This is a genomic window from Streptomyces sp. NBC_00691, from assembly GCF_036226665.1.
GTDB lineage: Bacteria > Actinomycetota > Actinomycetes > Streptomycetales > Streptomycetaceae > Streptomyces.
In genome coordinates this window covers 8,243,772-8,266,288 of the sequence record NZ_CP109007.1, presented here as the reverse complement: position 1 = coordinate 8,266,288, position 22,517 = coordinate 8,243,772, and the positions used below count along the sequence as shown (strand labels likewise).

Annotated in this window: 18 protein-coding genes and 2 pseudogenes; 9 read left to right on the top strand and 11 right to left on the bottom strand. The window is 69.6% G+C overall.

Annotated elements, in window-relative coordinates:
- Positions 1–12: 12 nt before the first annotated feature.
- Complete coding sequence (locus OG392_RS37065; RefSeq protein ID WP_329286923.1) at positions 13–1,317, bottom strand: ABC transporter substrate-binding protein; 1,305 nt, start codon at positions 1,315–1,317, stop codon at positions 13–15.
- A gap of 152 nt (positions 1,318–1,469) precedes the next feature.
- Between OG392_RS37065 and OG392_RS37060 the strand changes: the two genes are divergently transcribed.
- A complete protein-coding gene (locus tag OG392_RS37060; protein WP_329286922.1) occupies positions 1,470–2,531 on the top strand; it encodes a LacI family DNA-binding transcriptional regulator in 1,062 nt (353 codons plus the stop codon).
- 74 nt (positions 2,532–2,605) lie between these two features.
- On the opposite strand, the gene OG392_RS37055 is transcribed toward OG392_RS37060, so the two are convergent.
- Positions 2,606–3,865 (bottom strand): ROK family transcriptional regulator, encoded by a 1,260-nt coding sequence (locus OG392_RS37055; RefSeq protein WP_329286920.1) that lies wholly within the window; start codon positions 3,863–3,865, stop codon positions 2,606–2,608.
- Positions 3,866–3,951: 86 nt separating this feature from the next.
- A complete protein-coding gene (xylA, locus tag OG392_RS37050; protein WP_329286919.1) occupies positions 3,952–5,121 on the bottom strand; it encodes a xylose isomerase in 1,170 nt (389 codons plus the stop codon).
- A 201-nt stretch (positions 5,122–5,322) separates the two neighbouring features.
- On the opposite strand from xylA, the gene xylB reads away from it, so the two are divergent.
- Both xylB and OG392_RS37040 read left to right on the top strand, forming a co-directional pair.
- Positions 5,323–6,804, top strand: a complete 1,482-nt coding sequence (gene xylB / locus OG392_RS37045) for a xylulokinase (RefSeq protein WP_329286918.1) — start codon at positions 5,323–5,325, stop codon at positions 6,802–6,804.
- Between the two features lie 345 nt (positions 6,805–7,149).
- Positions 7,150–8,235 (top strand): endo-1,4-beta-xylanase, encoded by a 1,086-nt coding sequence (locus OG392_RS37040; RefSeq protein WP_329286916.1) that lies wholly within the window; start codon positions 7,150–7,152, stop codon positions 8,233–8,235.
- A gap of 89 nt (positions 8,236–8,324) precedes the next feature.
- On the opposite strand, the gene OG392_RS37035 is transcribed toward OG392_RS37040, so the two are convergent.
- From OG392_RS37035 to OG392_RS37020, 4 genes and pseudogenes are all read right to left on the bottom strand, one after another.
- Positions 8,325–9,410 (bottom strand): aldose epimerase family protein, encoded by a 1,086-nt coding sequence (locus OG392_RS37035; protein WP_329286914.1) that lies wholly within the window; start codon positions 9,408–9,410, stop codon positions 8,325–8,327.
- Between the two features lie 107 nt (positions 9,411–9,517).
- Positions 9,518–11,938, bottom strand: a complete 2,421-nt coding sequence (locus OG392_RS37030; RefSeq protein ID WP_329286912.1) for a glycosyl hydrolase family 8 — start codon at positions 11,936–11,938, stop codon at positions 9,518–9,520.
- A 1,512-nt stretch (positions 11,939–13,450) separates the two neighbouring features.
- Positions 13,451–13,806: pseudogene (locus tag OG392_RS37025) on the bottom strand (PRC-barrel domain containing protein).
- 87 nt (positions 13,807–13,893) lie between these two features.
- Positions 13,894–14,775, bottom strand: a complete 882-nt coding sequence (locus OG392_RS37020; protein ID WP_329286910.1) for a LysR family transcriptional regulator — start codon at positions 14,773–14,775, stop codon at positions 13,894–13,896.
- A gap of 60 nt (positions 14,776–14,835) precedes the next feature.
- Between OG392_RS37020 and OG392_RS37015 the strand changes: the two genes are divergently transcribed.
- The 4 genes and pseudogenes from OG392_RS37015 (at position 14,836) to OG392_RS37000 (ending at position 18,961) form a co-directional block, all read left to right on the top strand.
- Positions 14,836–15,201 (top strand): DoxX family protein, encoded by a 366-nt coding sequence (locus OG392_RS37015; protein ID WP_329286908.1) that lies wholly within the window; start codon positions 14,836–14,838, stop codon positions 15,199–15,201.
- 288 nt (positions 15,202–15,489) lie between these two features.
- Positions 15,490–16,337 (top strand): annotated as a pseudogene (locus OG392_RS37010) (IS5 family transposase).
- A gap of 99 nt (positions 16,338–16,436) precedes the next feature.
- Positions 16,437–16,664 (top strand): helix-turn-helix domain-containing protein, encoded by a 228-nt coding sequence (locus tag OG392_RS37650; RefSeq protein ID WP_443055039.1) that lies wholly within the window; start codon positions 16,437–16,439, stop codon positions 16,662–16,664.
- Between the two features lie 86 nt (positions 16,665–16,750).
- Positions 16,751–18,961 (top strand): IPT/TIG domain-containing protein, encoded by a 2,211-nt coding sequence (locus OG392_RS37000; protein WP_443055038.1) that lies wholly within the window; start codon positions 16,751–16,753, stop codon positions 18,959–18,961.
- A gap of 82 nt (positions 18,962–19,043) precedes the next feature.
- On the opposite strand, the gene cutA is transcribed toward OG392_RS37000, so the two are convergent.
- From cutA to OG392_RS36985, 3 genes are all read right to left on the bottom strand, one after another.
- The gene (gene cutA / locus OG392_RS36995) at positions 19,044–19,298 is read right to left on the bottom strand and encodes a divalent cation tolerance protein CutA (RefSeq protein ID WP_329286904.1); all 255 of its coding nucleotides are present in this window, start codon (positions 19,296–19,298) and stop codon (positions 19,044–19,046) included.
- Between the two features lie 322 nt (positions 19,299–19,620).
- Positions 19,621–19,977, bottom strand: a complete 357-nt coding sequence (locus OG392_RS36990; protein ID WP_329286902.1) for a PRC-barrel domain containing protein — start codon at positions 19,975–19,977, stop codon at positions 19,621–19,623.
- Between the two features lie 368 nt (positions 19,978–20,345).
- Complete coding sequence (locus OG392_RS36985) at positions 20,346–20,507, bottom strand: hypothetical protein (RefSeq protein WP_055599699.1); 162 nt, start codon at positions 20,505–20,507, stop codon at positions 20,346–20,348.
- Between the two features lie 271 nt (positions 20,508–20,778).
- Between OG392_RS36985 and OG392_RS36980 the strand changes: the two genes are divergently transcribed.
- Positions 20,779–20,955, top strand: a complete 177-nt coding sequence (locus OG392_RS36980; RefSeq protein ID WP_329286899.1) for a CsbD family protein — start codon at positions 20,779–20,781, stop codon at positions 20,953–20,955.
- A 226-nt stretch (positions 20,956–21,181) separates the two neighbouring features.
- Here OG392_RS36980 and OG392_RS36975 read toward each other — a convergent pair whose 3' ends face one another.
- Positions 21,182–21,358: a hypothetical protein gene (locus tag OG392_RS36975; RefSeq protein ID WP_329286897.1), complete on the bottom strand. Its 177-nt coding sequence runs from the start codon at positions 21,356–21,358 to the stop codon at positions 21,182–21,184.
- Between the two features lie 706 nt (positions 21,359–22,064).
- Here OG392_RS36975 and OG392_RS36965 point away from each other — a divergent pair.
- Positions 22,065–22,358: an STAS domain-containing protein gene (locus OG392_RS36965; protein WP_329286895.1), complete on the top strand. Its 294-nt coding sequence runs from the start codon at positions 22,065–22,067 to the stop codon at positions 22,356–22,358.
- Positions 22,359–22,517 lie beyond the last annotated feature (159 nt).

Sequence of the window (22,517 nt, the reverse complement as noted above, 5' to 3'; positions counted from 1 at the left end):
TTGGTCCGGTCGTCAGGCCGCGGGCAGGCTCTGCATGGCGGCGATGAAGGCGTCGGTGTCCATCTGTCCGTTGAAGAACTGCTGGACAGCCTGGTGGAGGGTGGTCGTGGCGGCCGGGGGGAAGGCCTGGTCCCAGGAGAGCTGGAAGGCGGGGGCCTTCTTCACCAGGTCGTACTGGAAGGTGGAGTAGGCGGGGTTGGCCGAGGCGTCGAGGAACTTCGCGGTGTTGGTGGTGGTCGGCAGGTTGCCGACCGCGAGCTGGGCGTTGACGAACTCGTCGGAGTACATGAGTTTCAGGAACTCGGCGACGGCCTCGGGGTGCTTGGTGGTCTTGAGCACCGAGTAGAAGTTGTTGGTGTTGCCGGCGATGTTGTTGGGGTCGCCCTTGCCGCCCTCGACGGTCGGGAAGGCGCCATAGCCCAGGTCGTTCTTCACGAAGTCCGGGTGGGCGTCCTGGAGGGTGGAGTACTCCCATGAGCCCATCAGCTCGAAGGCGGCCTTGCCGGTGGCGAGCAGGGCGGGGGAGCCGCCGTCGGTGAACTTCACCGAGTCGTAGTTGGTGCCGAAGCCACCGGCGTCGATCAGCTCCTTGAGCTTGCCCAGCGCCTTCTTGCTGTCCTCGCTCGCCCACACGTCCTTGTCGCCGCCGACGGCCTTCTGGAAGAGCTCGGGGCCGGCGACCCGGTCGTAGAGGTACTGGAACCACATCTGGGTCGGCCACTTGTCGCCGCCGCCCAGGGCGATCGGGGTGACGCCCTTGGCCTTGAGGGCCTTGACGGCGGTCAGCAGCTCGGCCCAGGTGCGAGGGGCGCTCACGCCCGCGTCCTTGAGGACCTTCTCGTTGCTGAAGAGCAGGACGGGCTGGGTGCCGCGCATGGGGACGCCGTACGGCTTGCCGTCGACGACCGCGGTGTTGAAGACCGAGGGGAGAAAATCGGACTTGAGCCTGGGGTTCTTCGAGATGAAGTCGTCGAGCGGCATGAGGAGCCCGGCGTCGACGTAGGGCTTGATGCTGCCGCCGCCCCAGTTGAAGAACACGTCCGGCGCCTGCTTGCCACTGATGATCGTCTGCAGCTTCGACTGGTAGTCGGCACCGGGGATGGTGTCGAGGACCGCCTTGACCTTCGAGGTCTTGTTGAAGGTGTCGACCAGCTGCTCCTCCACCTTGTTCGTCGCGTCGCCGTACACCAGCACGTGGATCGTGCCGGAGTCGCCCGACGCGTCGTCGGAGCCGCCGCAGGCGGCCAGGGAGAGGGTCATGGCCAGCGACGCCCCACCGACGGCAGCGGTTCTCAGGAGCTGTGTGTGTCGCTTCATCGCGCCTCACTTTTCGAAACAGTTTCGGTTCTGTTTCCGAAACTTCATGTGCGGGACGCTAAGCCGGGGGTCCCGAACAGGTCAACCCTCCGTAGGGGCGTTATGGAAACGTGACGCCGAGGGTCGTCGAGAGTGTGCTTTATGCTGCTCGGATGCGTGATGACGAGGGGCACAGGCGGATCACCCTGGCCGAGGTGGCTCAGAAGGCCGGAGTATCTCTTTCGACAGTTTCGAAAGTCCTCAACGGACGGCAGGACGTCTCGCCCCGCACCCGGAGCAAGGTGGAGTCGCTGCTTGAGGCGCACTCGTACCGCAGGACCACCCGCGCGGCCGGCGAGGCGCCCCTCATCGAGCTCGTCTTCCACGAGCTCGACAGCGTCTGGTCGATGGAGCTGATCCGGGGCGTCGAGAACCTCGCCAAGGCGCACCAGGCCAGCGTGGTCCTCACCGAGAGCGGCACGCGGCACGCCCCGTCGGCCGACTGGATCGAGGGCGTGCTGCAGCGCCGCCCCATCGGCGTCGTGCTCGTCTTCTCCTCTCTCCCCGACGAGGTCAAACAGCAGTTGGGGTCCCGCTCCATCCCCTTCGTGATCATCGACCCGGCGGGCGACCCCGAACCCGACGTGCCCTCCGTGGGCTCGGCGAACTGGGCGGGTGGCGTTGCCGCCACCCGCCACCTCATCGACCTCCAACACCGCCGCATCGGCATCATCACCGGCCCCGAGGACATTCTCTGCTCCCTCGCGCGCCTCGACGGCTACCGCTCGGCCCTCGGCATGGCCGGGATTCCCGTCGATGCGGCTCTGATCCGCTTCGGCGACTTCCACGTCGAGGGCGGCTACGCCCACGCCCTGGAGCTGCTGGCACTGCCGGACCGGCCCACGGCGATCTTCGCCGGCAGCGACCTCCAGGCGCTGGGCGTCCTGGAGGCGGCCCGAGTCCGCGGCCTGCGCGTCCCCGAGGACCTGTCCGTGGTCGGGTACGACGACGTGATGGTCGCGCGCTGGTCGAGCCCCGCCCTCACCACCGTCCACCAGCCGCTGCGCGCGATGGGTGAGGAGGCCGTGCAGATGCTGTTGCACCTGCGGGCGGGCGAGCCCGTGGTCACCCGCCTGGAACTCGCGACCAGCCTCGTCGTCAGGAACAGCACGGCCCCGCCGCCCGAGAACCCGGCCGCCGCCTCGTCCCTACCCTCCGCCCGCGGCGCGGTCTGACGATCCGGCCCGGTCGGTCAACCCAGCCCGCCCGCGCCGCGGTGAGCACGACGTGGACGGGCGCGGGCCGCACATCACCGGGACACGCGGGTCGGGTCGGCGAAGACCTCCTTCACGATGACGCCGGCGGCACCGCGCACGGCGGCGGTGAAGCCGAGCGTCGATCCGGTGACGCGGCACAGGGCCGCGTCACCGGCCACGACCCGGCTCCGCATCTCCCGCATGGCCGCAGGCAGGAGGTAAGGCGCGACTGCGGCGAAGTAGCCGCCGAGGACGACGACCTCCGGGTTGAGGAGGTTCACGGGGATTGAGAGCCCCTTCCCGAGCCACCGTCCGATCTCGTCCAGGCCCGCCAGGGCCTTGGGGTCACCCGCGGCTGCCCGGCGTGCCAGCTCCACGGTCTGCTCCTGCGGCCCCCAGGCCGCGTCGGGGGTACCAGCCGCAGGTCGCACGAGGTCCGGCGCGGCCAGGTCCAGGGCCGCGGGCAGTGCGACCTTCGTCTCCACGCATCCTGCGCGCCCGCAGGCACAGCGAGCTCCTGCCGGGTCGATCTGCACGTGCCCCAGCTCACCACTGAAGCCTGACGCGCCCCGCAGCAGCTGTCCGCCCGCGACGATGCCGGCCCCCATGCCCGCCTCACCCGTCACGTACATGAGGTCGCTGACGCCGGGATGCGCCCGCTCCCACTCGGCGAGGGCGGCGAGGTTCGCCTCGTTGTCGACCACGACGCTCATGCCGTCGGCCAGTCCTGCCTCGGTGCGCAGCAGGTCGCCGACGGGAACATCGTTCCAGCGCAGGTTGGGGGCGGCGCGAACCCGGCCGGTGGTGACTTCCACCGGACCCGGAACAGCGACGCCCACGCCGACCACGCGGATCCCGGAACGCCCGGCACGCTCGATGAGCCGGGCCGTGAGCCAGGCGACGGCGCGGATCGTGTCGGCGGCACTCTCCCGGGTTCCGTCGTGGACGATCCGTCTTTCCTGGATCGTCCGTCCTGCCAGGTCGACGGTGCAGGCAGCCAGGTAACGGGAGTTGATCTCCAGGCCCAGAGCAGCGACCGTACTGCCGTCGAGTTCGAGCTTCCGTCCGGGCCGGCCCACCGAACCGTCCTGCTGAAGGTCCGTTTCCCGCACCAGGCCGCGTTCGAACAGTTCGTTCACGAGGCTGGAGACCGTGGGGCGGGTCAGACCGGTGCGCCGGGCCACGGCGGCGCGGGAGGAGGCGTCGGACGACCAGACCTCCCTCAGGACCAGAGCGAGGTTGGCGCGCCGCACCGCCAGCTGGTCCATCGGGCCGCCCGAGGAAGGGATCGTCTTGTCGGCGCTTGAGGACACGGTGGACTCCCGGGGGGCGACTGGACGGGGAACGCCGAGGCCTGCCTCTTCCCCGGGCCTGCCTCGGCTTCGATTGTCCCGGCTGATCAGCGGACGCCGAGCAGGTGCTCCAGGGCCAGCTGGTCGAGCCGCTCGAAGGCCATCGAGCGGCTCGCGGCCGCGTTCACGTCAAAGGTCTCGAACGCGGTCGGGTCGGCGAGCAGCCCCGCGAGGCCGTCGGCGGCCGTGGGGACGGCGAGTTCGGGCAGACCCGAGGCGGCCAGGGCCTCCTGGACGTCCGGGTCGGCGCGGAAGGCCGCCGCGCGCTCCTTGAGGATCAGGTAGTTGCGCATGCAGTTCTTCGCGGACTCCCACACGCCGTCGAAGCCGTCCGTCCGCACCGGCTTGAAGTCGAAGTGGCGCGGACCCTCGTACCCGGCCGACTCCAGCAGGTCCACCAGCCAGAACGCCTGACGCAGATCGCCCGCCCCGAAGCGGAAGTCCTGGTCGTACTTGATGCCGGACTGGCCGTTCAGGTCGATGTGGAAGAGCTTGCCCGCCCACAGCGCCTGCGCGATCCCGTGCGGGAAGTTGAGCCCCGCCATCTGCTCATGGCCCGTCTCCGGGTTGACGCCGACCAGCTCGGGCCGCTCCAGGCGCTCGATGAAGGCCAGGGCGTGACCGATGGTGGGCAGGAGGATGTCGCCCCGCGGCTCGTTCGGCTTCGGCTCGATCGCGAACCGCAGGTCGTACCCCTGCTCGGTGACGTACTGGCCCAGCAGGTCGAAGGCTTCCTTCATCCGGTCCAGGGCCACCCGCACGTCCTTGGCCGCGCCCGACTCGGCGCCCTCGCGCCCGCCCCAGGCGACGTAAGTGGTGGCGCCGAGCTCGACGGCCAGGTCGATGTTGCGGATCGTCTTGCGCAGCGCGTAACGGCGCACGTCCCGGTCATTGGCGGTAAGGCCGCCGTCCTTGAAGACCGGGTGGGTGAAGAGGTTCGTCGTGGCCATCGGGACCGTCAGGCCGGTGCGGTCGAGGGCGTCCCGGAACCGCTTCACGACCGCGTCGCGCTCGGCGTCGGACGCGCCGAAGGGGATCAGGTCGTCGTCGTGGAAGGTGACGCCGTACGCCCCGAGCCCGGCCAGCCGCTCGACCGACTCGACCGGGTCGAGCGCGGGGCGGGTGGCGTCGCCGAAGGGATCGCGGCCCTGCCAGCCGACGGTCCACAGGCCGAAGGTGAAACGGTCCTCAGGGGTGGGGGTGAAGGGGTTCGACATGGGGTGCTCCCGTGACGTACTGCCGCAGCGCGCGGATTTGTTGTGTCGCCAAACTAATAGTCGACCTCGGAGGCGTGGGCAAGCCCTGACCGCCCCCAACAGAGCCTCGAACAGCCTCGGACACCCCCTTGACGTGCACCGATGCATGCAGCCTAATTTGTTGTTCCACCTTCCAAATTCGCTTCCCCTGCGAGGTACCCCGTGCCGATCACTCCTGTAGTTCTCGGTGTGGACAGCTCGACGCAGTCCACGAAGACCGCTGTCGTCGACGCCCATAGCGGCCGGATCCTGGCCGTCGGCCGCGCCCCGCACGCCGTACGCGGCGAAGCCGGCGCCCGCGAGTCGGATCCCGAGAGCTGGTGGGACGCGCTGCGCGCGTCCGTAGGCGCGGCCCTGACCGAGTCGGGAGTCGCCCCGTCCGCGGTCGCCGGCATCGCGGTGGCCGGACAGCAGCACGGCCTGGTGGTTCTCGACGCCGCCGGCCGGCCGCTGAGGCCGGCGATGCTGTGGAACGACACGCGCTCCGCGCCGCAGGCGATGGCGCTGACCGAGGCCCTGGGCGGCCCGGCCGCGTGGCTGGAGCGGACCGGGTCCGTTCCCGTCGCGTCCATGACCGCGACCAAGTGGCAGTGGCTCCGTGAGCACGAGCCCGAGACGGCCGACCGCGCGGCGGCCGTCCGGCTCCCCCACGACTTCCTCACCGAGCGTCTCTCGGGCGCGGCGGCTACCGACCCGGGCGACGCCTCGGGCACGAGCTGGTACTCCACACGCATCCGCGCCTACGACCGCGACCTGCTCGACCTGATCGGTCTGGACGCCGCGCTGCTGCCCACGGTCGCCGCGGGCGGGGCTGAGCGGGTCGGATCGCTGACCGCACGGGCAGCCGAGTGCCTGGGATTGCGGCCCGGCATCGCGGTAGCCGCGGGGACGGGGGACAACATGGCGGCAGCCGTGGGGCTGGGGCTGGGAGCCGAGGGCCTGCTCGACCACCCGGTCATCAGCCTCGGGACGTCGGGCACCGTCTTCGCCTCGACCCGGAACCGGCCGGCCACGGCCGCGCTCGCCGGTTTCGCCGGCGCCGACGGCACGTACCTCCCGCTCGGCTGCACGCTCAACTGCACGCTGGCGGTCGACAAGGTCGCCGACCTCCTCGGACTCGGCCGCGAGGACGCGGAGCCCGGCGGAGAGACCGTCATGCTGCCCTACCTGGACGGCGAGCGCTCCCCCGACCTCCCCCACGCCTCCGGCCTTCTCACGGGCCTCCGCCACGCCACCACGCCGCGGCAGATCCTCGGCGCCGCCTACGAGGGGGCTGCGTTCAGCCTCCTGCGGACCCTGGACGACCTCCACGCCGTGGCGAACCTCGATCCGGCGGGCCCGGCGGTGCGCGAGCGGCCCCTGCGACTGATCGGCGGTGGGGCGAGGGGGCGCACGTGGGTCGAGACGATCCGCAGACTCTCGGGGCGGCCGCTGGTCCTTCCGCAGGCTGGTGAGCTGGTCGCCTCGGGCGCGGCCGCACTCGCCGCGGGAGCCGCATGGGGAGACGATCCCGTGCGGGTGGCCACCTCATGGGGAGCCGGCCGTGGAGCAGAGCTGCCCGCGCGGGTACGCGACGAGGCCGCGTGGCACCGCCTGGAAGGCGTCCTCGCCGGCGCCTCCGGCCTGGTGCGCGACGTTCACTGAGAGCGGGATCCTCACATCCGAGGAGGGCGGAGCCCATGTGAACCGAAAGGTTTTCGTTTCATCCGCACCATTGTTTCGAAGCGGTGGCATCCCTCAAGATCTGAACCACAGAGGCTCCCTGCCCGAATTTCCGGACTGGTAGCCACCTCTGCAGGTGAAGGTCCAGCCCGCCGTCGGCCGTCCTCGGCCGGCACCTCCTCCGCCACAACCGGGAGGAGCAGCGGAAGTTTCGGTGACGTGTCGGCACGCCGCCACAGCCCGCTCGCGGAGCGGGCCAGGGCCGTGTCGGCCTCCCCGTCGCCGACGGTCCTCCCCCGGCCGATCCCTCTCACGAAGGAGCCATCCATGGCGTCAAGATCGTTCCGGCGCGCCGCCTCGGCGGCCACCGCCGTCCTCATCGTGCTCGGCGCTGCTCCGTCCGCGTCGGCGTTCGGCGGTCCCCCGGCCGGTCACGGCACCACCTTGCGCAAGCTCGCCGCGCGCCAGGATCTGCGGATCGGCACGGCCGTCGACACCGCGGCCCTCGCGTCGGACGACCGCTACCGCACTCTCACCGCCCGCCAGTTCGACTCCGTAACTGCCGAGAACGTCATGAAGTGGGAGGCGGTGGAGCCCGAGCGCGGCGTCTACGACTGGGCCGCGGCCGATGCCCTGGTGAACTTCGCCCAGCACAACGGGCAGGCCGTGCGGGGGCACACCCTGCTGTGGCACAACCAGCTCCCCGCCTGGCTCACCCAGGGCGTCGCCGACGGCTCGATCGACGCCGCCGAGCTGCGGCAGGTCCTGCGCGCCCACATCACCACGCAGATGAAGCATTTCAGGGGCAAGATCTACCAGTGGGACGTCGTCAACGAGGTCTTCGACGAGGACGGGACGCTGCGCAAGTCGCTGTGGCTGGAGAAGCTCGGTCCTTCCTACATCGCCGACGCGTTCCGCTGGGCACATGCCGCCGACCCTCAGGCCAAGCTCTTCTTCAACGACTACAACGTCGAGGGCATCAACCCCAAGTCCACCGCGTACTACGACCTGGCGGTCCGACTCCGTCGCGAGGGTGTGCCCGTCCACGGCTTCGGCATCCAGGGTCACCTGGACATCGGGTACGGCTTCCCCAGCGACGTGCAGGCCAACCTGGAGCGCTTCGCCGGGCTCGGCATGCAGTCGGCCTTCACCGAGGTCGACATCCGGATGACGCTCCCGGCCGACGCGGCCAAGCTCGCCCGCCAGGCCGACGACTACCGCAGGCTGCTCGACGCCTGCCTGAACGTGCGCCGCTGCACTTCCTTCACCGTCTGGGGCTTCACGGACAAGTACTCGTGGGTTCCGGACACGTTCGACGGGCAGGGCGCCGCGAACCTGATGGACGAGGAGTACGCCGCCAAGCCGGCGTTCGAGGCGGTCCGCGACGAGCTCGCCGAGCGCCGCCGCCGGTGACCGCGCGGCGGCGAGCCGCCGCTCTCCGGGCATGGAGGCGCCCCGCCGGGATTCCCGGCGGGGCGCCTCCATGCCCCACGGCAGACCCCTCACGTCACGGCGAAGGCGTGCACGGTGGAGGACCGGTAGGCCTCGCCCGGCCGCAGCACCGTGCTCGGGAACGCGGGCTGGTTGGGGGCGTCGGGGAAGTGCTGGGTTTCCAGGCACAGGCCGTCGCGGCGCCGGTATGCCCGCCCACCGCTGCCCACGGGCGAGCCGTCGAGGGAGTTGCCGGAGTAGAACTGGATCCCGGGCTCGGTGGTCGAGACGCGCATGACGCGCCCCGATCCGGGATCCCTCAGCGTGGCCGCGGGCCGGGGTGTGGCCGTGACCCCCTTGTCCAGCACCCAGTTGTGGTCGTAACCGCCGGCGTGCCGCAGTTGCGGCGAGTCGGCGTCGATCCTCGACCCGACCGGTGTGGGCCTGCGGAAGTCGAAGGGCGTGCCGGCCACGGGCGCCAGCCGCCCGGTCGGTATCAGTCCGGTGCGGACGGGGGTCATCCTGGACGCGGCGAGTGACAGCTCGTGGTCGAGAGCGGATCCGGAGGATTCACCGGCGAGATTCCAGTACACGTGGCTGGTGAGGTTCACGACGGTGGGCTTGTCGGTGACGGCCTCGTAGTCGACGCGCCAGGCGCCGGACGCGGTGAGGGTGTACACCACCCGGACCCGGAGGGCGCCGGGAAAGCCCATGTCCCCGTCGGGGCTGGTCAGGGTCAGGATGAGACCGACGTCGCCGCCCCTGGCGAAGCCGTGGACCGTCCACACTCGTCGGTCGAAACCGTCCGCTCCGCCGTGAAGCGTGTGCTTGCCTCCGGCGGCGGACAGGAAGTGGCGGGTCCCGTCGAGCTTGAACTGGCTCTCCGCGATGCGGTTGCCGTAGCGGCCGACGAGCGCGCCGAGGAAGCCGTCGGAGGCGAGGTAGCCGTCGAGACTGCCGAACCCGAGGGACACGTTCGCGTGCCGCCCGTGCCGGTCGGGTGTCTCCAGAGACTGCACGATGCCCCCGTAGCTGAGTACGGAGAGTCTCGTGCCACCGTTCCCCAGGGACCAGCGGCGGATCTCGGTGCCGTCGGCCAGCCGGCCGAAGGGCTCCGAGACGGGCGGGAGGATCTGATGAGGGTGCTTGGTCGTCATGCTCGTGTCTCTCGGAGAGTCGGCGGTACCCGGGCGAAGTGAGTGCCTGGATGGCGAGAGGCCCCCGGGGAAGACGGCTTCCCCGGGGGTGTGGTGCGAGGTGGTGCTCAGGAGGTAAAGGAGAGGTTGTCGAGTGACACCGGTCCGGTGGAAGTGATGTACACCCTCGTGGTCCCGGCCGGGCGCGGGTAGCAGCTGTTGGACTTCAGGTGCCAGGCGCCGTTGCTGTCGGGATACACCGTGCAGGCGGGGGAGGCCGTCGCGCTGCCGATCCGGACATGGACGTTGACGCCGGGGGTGGTGGTGGAGGCCCGGAAGCCGACGCCCGCTGCCCCGGCTGTGCCGAACTGGACCCCGTCGAGCACGAGAACGCTCGTTCTGCCGGTGAGGTCGACGACGGTGCCGCTGGCGGCGGACCGGGTCGTCACGTAGGCGGCACTGTCGTAGGACTCCGCCTCGATGACGGTGTACGGGTCCCGGCTCACGCCGGCGGGCGTCCGCCCCGTGGCCTCGTTCGTCCAGGCCGAGACCCCGGCGGCGTTGCCGGCCCGGACCCGGTAGGTGTACGAGGTTCCGGCCGCCAGACCGGTGTCGGTGTAGGAGGTCGTGCCAGCCCCTGGCGTGGCCAGCACCGCCCAGGTGCCGCCGACCGTGCGCCGCTCGATGCGGAAGACGGTCTCGTTGGAGGAGTTGTCGGTCCAGGCCAGCGCGATCTGTCCCGCTCCGGCGGTGGCGGTGAGGCCGGAGGGATCGGCGGGGATGGTGGCGGCGGGCGAATCGGTGGGCGTCGGCGTCGGGGTGGTCTCGCGGGGTCCGTGGATCCGGAAGTTGCCGCTGGCGTGCAGCAGGCCCATGAAGCTGAGCAGGCCGTCGTAGTAGCGGTACCTGCCCGTGGGCGGTTCGAGGTTCCACAGCTCCTCGACGAAGCCCCAGGCCCGCGCATGGGTCGCGGCGAGCGAGGCCGCGCCGTTGGACGCGATCAGCCCCGGGGACCGGTCGGAGGACAGCGGGCGGCCGGAGAGGGAGTACTGGTTCACGTAGGCGTGGGGGCCCTGGGAGACGAAGAAACTCTGCAGGCGGTCGGTGCGCGACGTCGCGGCGGAGTCAGCGGCCCACCACGCGTGGTCAACGGCCCAGTTGACTGAGGTCCGCCAGGCGTCGAAGCGGAAGTCGCCGTGGTTGCCGGTGTTGTTCGGCGCGCCGCCGAACTCGGCATAATCGGGGTTCAGGCCCGTTTCGGGGTGGGTCGACTTCGCAAAGTAGGCGCGGCTGGCCTGGGCTGCGTCCCTCCAGAACTGCCGGTCCTCGGCCTGCCTGCCCTGATAGCCGTCGGCCCACCGGGCCCACAGCTCATAGAAGGCGGGCAGGTGGTAGGAGGGATCGGAGAACTGCGCGGCGGTGCTGTAGGGCACGAAGACTGGCATCTTGTGGGTGCGGTCGAACATGTTGGTGACGCTGTCGACGACGCCGCCGTTCATGTCCTCCTTGTGGAGCATGACGTCGAGGATGGTGTCGGCCTCACCCGTGTAGTCGTAGATGCCCGTGCCGTCGCCCCAGCGGTGGCCGGCGAAGAAGAGCGCGGTGGCGAAGTACTCCTCGCCGTCGGTCGCCGGGTTGTTGTCCAGACAGGAGCCGGCGTACGAGGCCTGCCAGCAGAAGTAGCCGGTGCGGGCACCGCTCTTGTGCTGCATGTGCGTCTTCGCCCAGTTCCACAGGGCGTCGAACTCGGACTTCTTGTCGAGTTGGACGGCGATCATCATGCCGTAGCTGATGCCCTCGGAGCGGACGTCGTCGTTGCCGGTGTCCTTGATGTAGGCCAGGGGCCCGTTGCCGTTGGAACCGGAGGCATAGTAGAGCCTTCGATCGTCGTCGGTGTTCCCGAAGAAGGCGTCCCAGTACGCGTCGACCTTGGCGTCGACCGCGGCGTCGGTCAGGGTGGGGTTCCACTCCCGGAACAGGTTGCGGTACTTCCCGCTGGCGTACGCACCCGTCGCGGAGGGCGACGGCGCCGGTGGCGTGGTGGGCGAGGAGCCTTCGTACGAGAGTGTGTACCGGTCGATCCGGGTGTCGTTGCTGCCGTTGTCCGTCTCCAAGGTGAAGCGGACCCGCGAGGCGCCCGGCGCGGCGATGTCGAAGACGGCCTCCTTCGAGGACCACGCGGTACCCGTGAAGCGCAACGCCGCCACCTTCTGGCCGCCGACGAAGACGCTGATGCCGGCCGTGTCGGCGGCGCTCGACGCTCCCGTCACCTCGATCCGGTAGCGGCCCGCCTGGCCGAAGGTGTGCTCGGCGGAGGTGGAGTCGTTGTTGCAGTAGTACTCGGCGTATGTGGCCTGCAGGCTCGTGCAGCCGCCGTCCTTCGTCATCGTCTCGGCCTGCGACGTCGACAGAAGGGTCGCCGCCCGAGCGGAAGGCGCCGCCATGAGGGCCGGCGACAGCAGGCCCGCGCCCAGGGCAAGCAGGGCCAGTGGGGCGATGGCGCGAATCCGCCATGAAAGTGCGTCGCGTCGCGACGGGGTGGTGAGCACCGTTCTCCTCCTTGAGGGTTCGGCAAGGCCGATCCAGGCCAGATCCCGGCAGCCGCGAGCGATTCTGAAACCTGCGCGTAACCCAGGTCAATCCCCATGTTCGGTTTGTTTTACGAAAGAGTTTCGATCCTGCTCATCTGAAATACCCACAGCTCAGTGGGCACACGTATGACCGAGGTCCATCGACCAACTAGGAGGTGCGCCCCCTGTACTGGCGCCTTTCTGATCGAAACAATGTCGATGGCGACGCTCTTACTCCCCGCCGCATCGGTCGCGACGCCGGCGACACGGACGACCCGAAGCCGTCCGGTCAGAGCACCGGGGCGGATCACCTCCGCCTACACCATGCCGCTGCCCTGCCCAGCAGCCCCCGCAGGCCGGCAAGGGAGCAGCCGTCTGCGCGTGCTCCCCCGGAAGATCAGCCAGGAGACCATCCCCCACAGGAAGCGGGTCGGCTGCATCACCCGCGCAACCGTCGAGAAGGGGCCAGCCCTGCCGGCGCAGGGGGCAGGCCATCCGTGACGCCGAGGCCGACGTCGCTGCGGGACCCTCCCCCACGCGTACAAGGAGCAGTCACAGTGCGGCCGATTGCGGAGCCCCGCGGGGTGACTGTCCTCATCGTGACTGCACGTTGCTCGGGGCCGAGCCGGACTCGTCCTACTACCACCTCACGCCGGCTCTGACGGGGTATCGACACGTGCCGTCCGGCCCCGCCACCGGCGCCTCGCTCAGCGTGCTCGCGCGCGTGCTCCGACTGTGCGAAGGCCTCCCCCCGATGCTCACCGCCCGGCCCCCCAGCCCCGCCCCGCATGCCCCCGTACGGACCACCGGGCCTGAGGCGATCGACCCCTGCCTCGGGTGAGGTGCATCGTGATGAGCAACGACCGCACCGCAGTGGTCGCACCACCACCACCATCGGCGGCCACCTCTACAGCACCCTCGCAGCCGAGGTGTACCGGCAGGCCGCGCGCTTCGACGGGACTGCGTTGCCGGGGGCAACCGGAGAGTTGACATGGATACCGTCGACTGCCTGCGCCAGGCGCTGGCCGATGCCCGTAAGGACGGCGTCATCCGCGTCCTGCTCGACACCCTGACCAACGCCCGCCGGCAGGACTTCCGAATGCCCCTGGTGGGCACGCTGCCCCGCCCTCCAGCAGCGCTTCGCCCCGCCGGCACCACCAGCTGCTCCCCTGCGCCCACAGCGACACAGCAGAGCCACCGCAGCCACGCACCGCCGCACCGCCGCCCCGCCGCCCCGCCGCCCCGCCGCCCCGCCGCCCCGCCGCCCCGCCGCCCCGCCGCTGGCTCAACCGCCCACAGGCCACCCAAGTGCCTGACACACCCAGCAGATTCGTGGAAGCGTCCGAACCACTCCGGGCCGAAGCCAGCCTCCCGCCCTCCCTGCGCCGACCCCCGTGAACCCGAGTGAAGTGGCCCCGGCCTTGAGGATCGGGTCCGGGGCTTCACTCGGGACTTCGCCCGCGACGCGCTCATGGTGCGTCTGCGGCAGCCTCACAGGCGGTTCGAGGGGTCGGCGTAGTAGCCGCCGACCTGACGGTGGTCGTCCTCGTTGCCGAGGTGCCTGTCCATCTCGGACACCGGAGCGGCCTTGATCTGGTCCTTGGTCCAGCCGAGGTACACCTTCTCCTCCCGGACGCCCACCCGGTCGATCGTCCCGCCGGCAGAAGAACCTCCCTGCCGAAGATGCACGGGCCGGTGCCGACCACGATGTACGAAGAGCCGACCTCGGCGGAATGCTTGTCGACCTTGCCGATCGAACCGTCGGCCGCCTTGACCTGGGAACCCGTCAGGTCGGCTCTGGCCGCACGGCCCGACGTCTCGCGGTAACCCCGCACATTCTCAGTCATTCGAAAGTCCCTCCGAGAACGGTGACCTGAGCGGGATTTGCTGGCCGCCTCCGGGGAGAACTGAGAGGCCGTTGAGAGGCCCCGTCGTCAACTCCGTATCAGTCGCCGCACGATGGCCTCCAGCAGCTCATCCAGTGCCGCCTCGTGCATCCGCTCCCGAGGCCGGGCCAGCCCCACCCGGCTCGGTGAGACCCCGCGGACTGGACGGAAGACTACGTCCGGGTGGGAGTGGAAACGAGCCACCGACGCCGGGGCCAGCGCCACGCAGCCGCCAGCAACCGCTCCGAGCCACTCGTCGGGACGGCTGGTGACCGCGCCAACCCGCACGGGGTGTCCGTCCCGCTCCTCCGCCGCCAGCCAGTGGTCCCGCCAGGCTCCGGTCTCGGCTCCGGCCGCGACGAACGACTCGTCCCACAGCTCCCAGAACTCCACCGTTTTGTTGTTCGCCAGCGGATGCCGGGCTGGTAGCAGCACCCCACGCTCCTCAACGAACAACTCCCCCACTACCAACCTCTCCTGCCCCGGAAACGGCAAACGCACCACTGCCGCGTCTACTTCCCCCCGGGCCAGGCCGACGCTCGGGTCCGACCAGTCGAACTGTCGCAGTTCCACCCGCCACTTCGGCTGCGCCTGGCGGAACTCGGCGATGACCTCGGGAATGGCACCTACTGCGCCCGCGTCCAGGAAGCCCAAGCGCAGCACCTGCGCCGCCCCACCGGTTGCCCGCACCGCCTCGTCCCAGCTGTCCAGCAGCGCGGGCACCCGCGAGGCGAACTCACGACCAGCCTCGGTCGGCGCCATCCCGGACCGCGAACGCACGAAGAGCCGTACCCCGAGATCGTCCTCCAGCCGCCGGATCTGCTTCGTCAGCGCAGGCTGCGAGACGAACAGCCGCTCCGCTGCCCCGGTCAGGCTGCCCTCCTCCGCCACTGCGACGAAGTACCGAAGCAAGCACGTGTTCCCGTCCATGCCACCAGGTTATAGAAGCAGGTATTGGACGGTGCCGAAGTGCCCGCAGACCCTGAAGGCATGACCGGTAACCAGCTTGCGCTCCTTGTCGTCACCCTGTTCACCGCCGCCATCAACGTAGGTATCGCCGCCGCCGACCTCGCCAGGGCGCGCTTCGTGCTGGCCAACTCAGCGGAGGTGGGCGTTCCTCGATCTTGGCTGCCTTGGCTGGCCGTCCTCAAGCTGGCTGGTGCGGCGGGCCTCCTCCTCGGTCTCTGCGACGCCGCACTACGCACCGTCGGCGCAGCCGCCGCCTTCGGTCTCGGCGTGCTCTATCTGGGTGCGCTCGCCTTCCATCTGCGCGCCCGGGTGCTCTACAACCTCGCGTTTCCCGGTCTCTACTTCGCCACCGCCGCCGCCTCGCTGACCTTGACCGTGTCCTCCTGATGGCGGCACCACTCAATCTCGATGAGCAAAACTCAACCTTCGCTGCAACAGGTCATGTGACGCCGAACCTTGCGCGCCCGCACCTAGGGCCTGTCGTCAAACTCCCGTCGTCGCCCGGAGGGCGGCCCTGCGGCGTCTGGTGCGTGCTCTCGGTGTGCCGGGAGGAAGCCCTCGTACTGGACGTACTCGGGCTTTCGCCCGGTGCGGCGAGAGTGCGTGCCAGGCGTCGCGGGGCAGACGGGAGTTTGACGACAGGCCCTAGGCAGTGTCTTCAAATGATCATCACTGATGGATCATGGTGTCGTGATACGTCGTCATGAACTGTCCGAGGCCGAGTGGGACTTCGTCCGGCCGTTGCTGCCCGAGTCACTGCGGGGACGGAAGCGGCTGGACGACCGCCGGGTCCTGAACGGGATCGTGTGGAAGTTCCGGACCGGGACGGCCTGGCGGGATGTACCCGAGCGCTATGGTCCGTGGGCCACGCTGCACACGCGTTTTCGCAGGTGGGCGGCGGACGGCACGTTCGACCGCATGCTGCGGGCCGCGCAGGCGAAGGCTGACGCGGCGGGCGCCATCGAGTGGCTGGTTTCCGTCGATTCCACGATCGTCCGGGCTCACCAGCACGCGGCCGGGGCTCGAAAAGGGGGCTCCGCGACCCGGCCCTCGGACGGTCCAGAGGCGGTCTGACCAGCAAGATTCACCTGGCCTGTGACGGCAGAGGCCGTCCGCTCGCCTTCGTCGTCACGGGCGGCAACACCAACGACTGCACCCGGTTCACCACCGTGATGGAAGCGATCCGGGTGCCCCGGATCGGACCGGGACGCCCCCGGATCCGGCCCGATCACGTCCTGGGCGACAAGGGCTACAGCTCGAAGGCGATCCGCGCCTGGCTCCGCCGCCGGGGCATACCGCACACGATTCCCGAGCGGGCCGACCAGGCCCGCAACCGTGCCCGGCGAGGCAGCCGCGGTGGCCGCCCGCCGGCCTTCGACCGTGAGACCTACAAGCACCGCAACGTCGTGGAACGGTGCTTCAACCGACTGAAGCAGTGGCGTGGCATCGCCACCCGCTACGACAAGACCGCTCAGTCCTACGAAGCAGCCGTCACTCTCGCATCAGTCCTGATGTGGGCGTGACATTTGACGACAGAACCTAGTGCTGTGACCGCATAGGTTCACCGGGTTGCTCGTTGTGCTGGTTGGAGGTGAGCACTTCCAACCAGCAGGGGAGGCGGGATGGCATCACCGGTGAGGGTCCGCAGGCTGACGGAGCAGGAGGGCCAGAAGCTCCAGCAGGTCGTGCGGCGGGGCAGTACCCACTCGGTGCGGTTTCGGCGGGCGATGATGATGCTGGCCTCGGCCGGCGGCAGCAATGTTCCGGTGATCGCGCATCTGGTCCAGGCGGACGAGGACACCGTCCGTGACGTGATCCACCGCTTCAACGAGATCGGGCTCGATACCTGAACCCTCAGTGGGCGGGAGGCCGTCCCCGCCTGCTGAACCGTGACGACGAGGACTTCGTCATCCAGACGGCCACCACCCGACCCACCGTGCTGGGCAAGCCCTTCACCCGCTGGTCGGTCCGCAAACTGGTCGACCATCTACGCCGCAACATCGACCGACCGTTCAGATCGGCCGTGCGGCACTGCGGTGCTTACTGGCCCGCCGGGGATCACCTTCCAGCGGACGAAGACCTGGAACGAATCCCCGGACCCGGCCTTCGACACCGAGCTGGAGCGGATCGAGTACGCGGTCAACGAGCGTCCGGCCCGCACGTTCGCCTTCGGCGAGTTCGGGCCTCTGGGCATCCGCCCCACCGCCGGCTCCTGCTGGGCCGAACAGAGCCGCCCGGACCGGTTACCGGCCACCTACCGCCGCACCCATGGAATCACCTACTTCCACGACTGCTACTCGGTCGGCGACGACAAGCCGTGGGGTGTCAACCGGCGCCGCAAGGGCATCGACCGCACCTGGGCCGCCCTGCGGTCGATCCGAGCCGCCCGTCCGGACGGCGCCCCGATCTACATGATCCTGGACAACCTTTCCGCCCACCTGAACTGGAAGATCCGCAGGTGGGCGACGAAGAACAAGGTCCTGGGCCAAACCCATCGAATACCGCACTGCTCAGCACCGTCGCCGCAGTCCTGCCGTCCGCCCCCGCGCACGCGGCCGGCCCGGGACAGCTCATCTATGTGGCGAACCAGAACGGCAACTCCGTCACCGCCCTCGATTCAGCGAGCGGGGCGACGACAGCCACCATCACGGTCGGCACCGCACCGATCGGCCTCGCCCTCACGCCAGACGGCTCCCAGGCGTGGGTCACCAACAACGGCAGCAACACCGTGTCGGTGATCGACACCGGTGCCAATGCGGTCGCCGCCACCGTCCCTGTCGGCGCCTCTCCCCGCATGCTGACCATCTCGCCGGACGGCAGGTGGGTCTACGTAGCCCATACCGGCAGCCCCGCCGGGATCGAGGTGATCGACACGCTTGCGCTGGTAGTCGCCGGCACCATCCCCACCGGCACCTATCCGAGCGCGCTCGCCCTCTCCCCGGACGGCGGCCGGCTCTACGTCGGTGACTTCAACAGCAACTCGGTGGCCGTGGTCGATACCGCCAGCAACACCGTCACCGCCACCATCCCCACCAGCGACCCGGTCGGGATCGCCGTCACTCCCGACGGCGCCCACGTCTACGTCGGGAACCGGCTGGGCAACTCGGTCTCCGTCCTGGACACCGCGACCAACACCGTGACCGCCACGATCGGCGTCGGAGCCGGAACGAACGCCGTCCTGGCCGACCCGGACGGCACCCGCGTGTACGCCAGCAACTCCTTCTCCGACAACATGTCAGTGATCGACACCGCTACGCGCACGGTCGTCTCCACTGTCGCCACTGGCTCCCGCCCGTACGGCATGGCGATCGGCAAGGCCGCCCTGCCCACCGTCACTGCCCTCACCCCCGACCACGGACCGACCACGGGGGCCACCACCCTCACCCTGACCGGCAGCAACCTCACCGGTACCACCACCGTCGACTTCGGTGGCCGTCCCGCGAGCCGCGTCTTGGTGGTCGACGACACCACGGTCACCGCAGTCGCCCCGCCGCGCGCGGCCGGTTCCGTCGACGTCACCCTGACCGCCAAGGGCCGCACCACCCCCGCCGGCACCTACACCTACGACACCCCGGCCCCTGGCATCACCGGCATCGACCCGGCCACCGGCCCCGCCGCGGGGGGCACGACCGTCACCCTCACCGGCGCTCACCTCACCGGCGCCACCGCGGTGAGCTTCGGCACCGTGGCCGCCACCTCGTTCAACGTCGTCAACAACACCACGATCACCGCCACGGCCCCCGCCGCCACCGCGGCCGGACCGGTCGACATCACTGTCGCCACCCCCGGCGGCACCAGCACCACCACAGCCGCCGACCGGTACACCTACGCGAAGGGCACCACCCAACTCACGGCAAGTCCGGTACTGCTGTCCATCGCCCCCGGCCAGCTGATCGTCAACCTCGCGCTGTCGGCCACGCTCACCGACACCACCACCGGCAAGCCCGTCCCCGGCACCACGATCAAGTTCACCGTCGGCACCACCACCGTGTGCACCGCCGTCACCAACGCTGTCGGCACCGCCACCTGCACCGGCCCTTGCCCGGTTATCTCGGTCCTGCTGGGCCTCGGCTACACCGCCACCTACACCGGCTCAGCCGTCCTGGAGCCCGCCACCGCGACCGCCAGCCTCATCCGCATCGGCTGACGCTCCGCAAAACAGAGGAGGCCGCCGTCGAAGATTCCCAACGCCGGCCTTCCGCGTACCCACCCCAGAAGCAATCGACGTTCTAGCCTTCGACCGGCACGACCAATGCACAGATCCACCTCTTGCACGGCTCGGCAGCCGCGACGATCGGGACGGCGACAAGCTCCCGGTTGCCCCACGGGTGCAGAGCGAGGAGGTGCGCCTCCAGCGCCGGATACCGCTCGGCAGTCACCGTCATCAGCACTTTCCACTCCTGGCCCGTCCGGTACACCCCCAGGTGCCAGAACACCGACGTGACGGGCCCGATGACCTGGGCCCCCGGCCGCGAGCCGTTCATTGACCACTGAGCCGGCGTGGGCCAGGGGGTCCTGCTGGTTTTCCGTGGCGGTCGATACCCGCTCCGAGGAGTCCGAACGAGAGGGTGGCCCCCTCCGAAAGCTCGATGAACACCAGAATCCCACCGCAGCTCAGCGGTGGGGTCCTTCTCGTATCCCGGGCCCGCCCAGGCGCCCTGCAGGCGGTCACCGTGCCCACCACAGCGATGCCGACCATCGAGTCGTATCAACGCCTGCGCGCGCTGTGCGCGGGCGTTGATACGACATGGGTGTGGGGCGGCAGCCTGGTGGCTGCCGCCCCACACCCGCACCGCTGCGGCTGTCTCAGAGGCGGTTCGAGGGGTCGGCGTAGTAGCCGCCGACCTGGCGGTGGTAGTCCTCGTTGCCGAGGTGCCTGTCCTTCTCGAACTCAGGGGCGGCCTTGATCTGGTCCTTGGTCCAGCCGACGTAGACCTTCTCCTCCTGGGCGTCGACCCGGTCGATGGTGCCCGCGGGCAGAAGGACCTCCTTGCCGAAGATCCACGGGCCCGTGTCGACCACGATGTAGGAGGAGCCGACCTCGTCGGAGTGCTTGTCGACCTTGCCGATAGAACCGTCGGCCGCCTCGACCTTGTAGCCCGTCAGGTCGGCTCCGGCCGTACGGCCGGACGTCTCGCGGTAACCCCACACATTCTCAGTCATTCGAAAGTCCTTCCGTGAACGGGGACCTGATCGGCAATCGAATCTTGCGACCGGCCCCCTGCGACTTCATCAAACTTGCGGCGAAACTTGTGTTTCGTCCTGGGCTCCGATTGCCCCGTGGTCTCGACCTCACACATCCGAAATTCTTCCGTTCAACCGGGGCTGCCGCCGCTCTGTGGAGGTGCGCAGGTTCCCTGCTGCGTCACGGCCGCCGCCCCGGAACTCATACGGCTACCCGCGGGAACCGGTTTCACCGGAAGCAGGAGCAGAAACCCTTTTCCGGGCATGACGGTGGCCGTCCACCCCCGGTCGAGCGGGGGTGGACGGCCACCGTCATGCCGACCCTGAACCGTGCCAGGAGCGGCGTGCTACCAGCGGTACCAGCGGCCGCTGCTGTTCTTCGGCCGGGCAACGAAGCCGATCAGCCAGATCACCAGCACGGCGATCGCGACCCACCAGAGAACCTTCACCGCGAAACCGGCACCGAACAGGATCAGAGCGAGCAGAAGAACAAGAAGCAGGGGAACCATAGTTATCAACCTCCGAGACACCGGATGCCCTGGTAGTCCTCACCCATGCATATGAATCTTATTTGTTTCTTATCAGTGCGGGCGGGCATCGCGCACGCCTGACTCATCACTCCCCGACGGTGCCTGCCTTTCCCGCCGGAGCGTGCCTCGTACCGACTGGCCGCCGCGGAAATCGGGAGATCTGGCGTCGGCGAGCCGTGCGGGGTTTGGTCCGCGGAATCGTGAGCAGGCGGTGGTCACGACCAATCCGGTACCACAACGAGGAGGTCCCATGTCGGGCACCGAGAAGACCAGGGCGCAGGCCGAGCAGGCCAAGGGCAAGGCCAAGGAGATGACGGGCCGGGCACTCGGCAACGAGCGGATGACCGCTGACGGCCATGCCGATCAGGCCAAGGGCAACGCCCGCCAGGCCAAGGAAGACGTCAAGGACACCTTCCGCCACCACTGACCACACACCCGCCGCCGACCACGGCCCGCGGCTCGGATGGACCCCGACCCTCTCCCCCAGGGTCGGGGTCCATTCGCGTTCCCGGCCGCCCCGCACGCCATCGGACAGGCCCAAGGAATGCAATGGGGCGACGAACGCCGGCGTCACCGCGTGCGACCCGGGCGGCTCTGGCACTGCGCCGTGATGCTCCACAGGGGAGATCACCGCCCGCTACTCCACCACCGTCTCAGGGGCCGGTGACACGGACGCGAAGCTCGTACGGTGCGCCGCTGCTGATCGCCTGCGCCTGCTCGAGCAGGTCGGCGCCAGTGAAGCCGAGGAGCGCGGCGTTGGCGCCGCGCGGAACAGCGGGACGATTCGACGCCCCCGACCAGGACGCGTCGACCTCGCTCGTCGCTGTCACGGCGCGTACGAACCGGTCGAAGGCCGACCAGGATCCGTCCCAGTGGATGCCGCCGCTCCCCGACGCGCACTGCCGCTACATCGGCGAACGGTTCGCCACCAAGCTCCGCTGGGGCCTGGCAGCCGACCAGAGCGAAGCCGATTCGCTGGAGGTGTACGCCGACGCCTGCGAGACCACCGTCGTCCACTACCCCCGCCCCCTCACCAGGCCGGAGATGTACTGCGCTCCCGAATCGGGGATCGTGGTGCGGGGGCGCATCGGGAGGCCTGCCAACGACCAGTCGGACTGGTGCGGATTCGCTGCCGTGGCTCCCGCCCCGCGCTCACGGACGAGCTCTCGCCGCGTCGACCGTCCCCGGCCACATTGTCCCGCTCGCCGAAGCCTGGGACTCCGGAGTAAGCACCTGGACCGCCGCCCGGCGGGAGGCTCGCAAACCGCCGAGGTGTGAGGCGGCGAGGTCTGCGTATGCCTGCTGGTACGGGGCGCCATATGCGCTCGCTGGGTCGCGGAGGAGGTATTGCATGTCCTGGGCAGTGACGGTGATCTCATCCGTGGCGGGCTCCCGGGACCAGGGGGCCGGCCGTTCCAGGCCCTCGATCCCGACGGTACGGACCACCCCTGACACGAACGCTGAGGCCGGTCGAAGGGCGTGGCCGCGGGCGGCTGCCGCGTCACCGACTGGGGTCAAACGGTTCTCCGGTGAATCATGATCACCCATGTGGCTGAGATGACAGCGAATTCCCAGCTCCAGGCCCGCCGGGAACTGGCCGCGGCCTGTGAGAGAACGCGTCCCCGTGTGGTGCTGGACCTGCAGCAGGTCTCGTTCATGGGCTCCAGCGGCATCAACACCCTCATCCGAACCCACCGCACCCTCACCACAGCAGAGGGGTGGCTCCGTCTGGCCGTGCCCAGCCAGGCGGTGATACGCGTCATCACCATCGTCGGCATCGACGCCTTCATCGACTGCCGCAAAAGCCTTCCCAGCGCCCTCGCCGCCTGACTCCACGAACGAGGCGCGGCGCGAACGGGTCGCGGAGCGGTAGGGGCGCACCGTACGGCCTGCCATGTAACGGGTCCCCTGCATGGGGGCATAGGGGGCCTGGCAGGGGGAGCGGGAGTGGTGATCAGTCGGCGCTCGAGGCCAGGCCGGAGGGTACCG

Coding starts and splice junctions, on each gene's coding strand:
- OG392_RS37035 (WP_329286914.1), bottom strand. CDS start 9,410: ATGACGACCAAGCACCCTCATCAGATCCTCCCGCCCGTCTCGGAGCCC.
- OG392_RS36965 (WP_329286895.1), top strand. CDS start 22,065: ATGATCACCCATGTGGCTGAGATGACAGCGAATTCCCAGCTCCAGGCC.
- xylA (WP_329286919.1), bottom strand. CDS start 5,121: ATGTCGAACCCCTTCACCCCCACCCCTGAGGACCGTTTCACCTTCGGC.
- OG392_RS36980 (WP_329286899.1), top strand. CDS start 20,779: ATGTCGGGCACCGAGAAGACCAGGGCGCAGGCCGAGCAGGCCAAGGGC.
- OG392_RS37060 (WP_329286922.1), top strand. CDS start 1,470: ATGCGTGATGACGAGGGGCACAGGCGGATCACCCTGGCCGAGGTGGCT.
- OG392_RS37040 (WP_329286916.1), top strand. CDS start 7,150: ATGGCGTCAAGATCGTTCCGGCGCGCCGCCTCGGCGGCCACCGCCGTC.
- OG392_RS37065 (WP_329286923.1), bottom strand. CDS start 1,317: ATGAAGCGACACACACAGCTCCTGAGAACCGCTGCCGTCGGTGGGGCG.
- OG392_RS37015 (WP_329286908.1), top strand. CDS start 14,836: ATGACCGGTAACCAGCTTGCGCTCCTTGTCGTCACCCTGTTCACCGCC.
- OG392_RS37650 (WP_443055039.1), top strand. CDS start 16,437: ATGGCATCACCGGTGAGGGTCCGCAGGCTGACGGAGCAGGAGGGCCAG.
- OG392_RS36990 (WP_329286902.1), bottom strand. CDS start 19,977: ATGACTGAGAATGTGTGGGGTTACCGCGAGACGTCCGGCCGTACGGCC.
- cutA (WP_329286904.1), bottom strand. CDS start 19,298: ATGAACGGCTCGCGGCCGGGGGCCCAGGTCATCGGGCCCGTCACGTCG.
- OG392_RS37020 (WP_329286910.1), bottom strand. CDS start 14,775: ATGGACGGGAACACGTGCTTGCTTCGGTACTTCGTCGCAGTGGCGGAG.
- OG392_RS36985 (WP_055599699.1), bottom strand. CDS start 20,507: ATGGTTCCCCTGCTTCTTGTTCTTCTGCTCGCTCTGATCCTGTTCGGT.